Here is a 2,613-nt window from a genome sequence, read left to right on the forward strand (position 1 = left end):
GCCAGCAGGATCAGAATCAGCAGTGGCAGCAGCCAGGTGTTGGCCTTTTTGGCAGGCGTGGGCGGCGGCGTTACCGGTGCCGGCTCGGGCGCGGGCTCCGCAACCACTGCCGGGGCAGGCTCCGGCTCCGGCGTAGCGACCGCAGGTGGCTCGATAACCACCGATGCACTTGGCAACGGCGCCGGTGGCGCCGACTGCTCCAGTGCCGGCCCCGACTCGACGGAGGCAATGATGGCGCTGTTGATACGCACCATGCCCATGTCGCTGCGCCCGGTCTGCGGGTTGCTGACTTCGATGCGGAAGGTGGCGGTGCCGCTGGCTTGCAGCAACGGGTTGATCAGGTTGGGGCCAATTCGCGTCTCGATTGCCGGCGCGCCCGCAACGGCGCCCAGGTTGTCCAGGCGGAACCAGTGGGCGACGTTGCCCCAGTGCCCGCCTTCATGCAGGTACTCGTGGGACTGGCTGCTCTGCAGGGAGCATTGCAGCCCTTCACTGGCGCCCTCCCAGCCGGTGATCCGCAGCAGGCCCTGGCCTGGCGTGTTCACTTCCAGTGGCAGCACATCAACTCTGATACCCATTGCAATCAACTCGCTTGAAAGGTGTTCAGCAACACCGCCAACTGGCGGCGCTGCTCGGTGGTGATTTCCGGGTCGGCGCCACTTTTGGCGTTTTCCTGGGTCAGCCAGGCCAGGCCCGACAGCCAGTCGACCAGGAAGCGTTGTTCATGGTGCGGTGGCTGCTCCGGCAGCACCGGCAGCTCGCCCTGGGGCACGCTGTGGTAGAAGTCGAACACCGGTTCGCGCGAGCCCAGCAGGCTGTTGGGGCGCTCACCGGCAGGCTTTTCCAGCAGACCGAACCAGGACAGGAAGTCGCGCATGGCCAGCTGCACGGTCAGTACCTGGCGCTGCACCATCTGGTCGCGGCGCATGCCGTTGAGCACCCGGCGCATGACGGCGGCGTCCAGCTGCTCGATGAACAGCGGCCGGCGTACCGCGCTGACCAGCTCTTCGACCAAGGCTTCGACCACTTCACGGCTGAGGCGCAGGTTGGCCAGGCGCGCGGGTTGCGTGCCCAGGTCGCGCATGTGCTTGATCCACGCCTTCAGCGCCGCGCGAACAAAGCGCTGCTCCGAGGTCAGGCGCTTGGCCAGGGGCTTGGGCGCCGGTGCCGGTGCTGCGGACGGGTTGTTGGCGAACAGGTTGCCGAAGCTGATGGCCGGGGCTTTGTTGGCCGGGGCCTTGGCAGCCTGTTCCGGCTCGTCGGCGGCCTCGCCGTCAATGCCGTCGATGTCGTACACACCGCCCAGGTAAAGCTCGCGCAGCTGCTCGACAGGTACCTGCAAGGCATGGATCAGCTCGCTGATTGCGTCCGGGTCGGCACCCAGGTTGTCGAGCAGGTACTGGGTTTTTTCACGTTTCTTGTTCAGCAGCTGTTCGAAGTCTTCTTCGCGCCAGGTGTTCAGCCCGTGTTCAAGCAGGTCGACGCGGCACTGTTCCAGCTGCTCTTCGATACGCGCCAGCTTGAAGTCCAGGTCATTGATCGACGCGAAGCTGGTGCTGAAACGGCTGATACCGCCATCGTTCAGCGTCATCATGGCATCGAACGCGGCACCGGTATCCGCCACATGGCGGTTGGCAGTGGGGAAGTCGACCACGTATTGCCTGAGCCGTTGAATATCCCCGGCGTAGCTCTCGATCAACCGGTGCTCCTGGCCCTGCGCGTCACGTTCGATGAACGCGGTTTCTTTCAGGCGTGGCTTGCGCACCATGTAGGTATTGTCGAATGGCTTGCCGACCGACCACTCCTTCATCCATTCCTGGCTGCCGAAGCGCTCGACGATGGTGATTTTCATCAGCCGCTCGGCGGCTTGGATCAGGTGCGTGTCTTCCTTGCCGAGGGTGCTGTTGATCCACCCGTCGCACATGGTAAGGGCCCAGATCAGCCCTGGCGCGCGTTGGCCCCGCTCTTTCGGCGTGGCGCCCTGGGTATTGTGGATCCAGCGGGTCAGTACCGGGGCGACGCTGATCACGTCGCTCTGCTTCATGGTGCTGGTGCACACCACCAGGGCATTCATTTCCTGAGCTTCGCTGTAGCGCTCGAAGAGGTAGGCAACCTTGCCGCGCAGGATCAGGTTCCAGTACGGATAAACCTCATCGGTGGACTCTTTTACTGCCGCTTCGTCAACCGACAGGTATTTGTTGCGCGTGCGGTAGCCGGGGAAGTCGAGAATGTCGACGTCCTGCGCAACCGAGGCCGTCGGCCTGTTCAGCAGGCTGAAGTTCACCTCGACTGCCAGCGTGGCCAACTGGGCGATGCTGATGCCGACGCTGGCCTGCAGCTTGCCATCCAGGCTGGGCCGGACCTGAAGTTGCTGATCACGCCCAGTGTCCAGGCGGCTGAGCACGTCCACGCTCATGATGTTGCAGGGCGACGCCGTAACGCTGTCGGTATCCTGCTTGAACACGCTGACGGGTGCATAAACCGTTTGTGCATGGCCCAACCGCTGCAGCGCCCCTGCCAACACACTGTAAAGGTCGGTAATGGGCGCCTGCCCACCCCACAGCACCGAGAACAACTTTGCCCGCTCGCGGGGGGCAAGGCGTGGCGCCAGCT

The 2,613-nt window shown here is 64.0% G+C and carries 1 protein-coding gene and 1 pseudogene; both read right to left on the reverse strand.

The window, feature by feature from the left end:
* Nucleotides 1–578: pseudogene (locus HP547_RS27675) on the reverse strand (hypothetical protein); the annotation flags it as partial.
* A gap of 5 nt (nucleotides 579–583) precedes the next feature.
* Nucleotides 584–2,613 (reverse strand): virulence factor SrfC family protein (locus tag HP547_RS27680; protein ID WP_172288624.1); only part of this gene is annotated, 2,030 nt, incomplete at its 5' end.

This window comes from Pseudomonas sp. CM27 (assembly GCF_013179515.1).
Taxonomy (GTDB): Bacteria; Pseudomonadota; Gammaproteobacteria; order Pseudomonadales; family Pseudomonadaceae; genus Aquipseudomonas.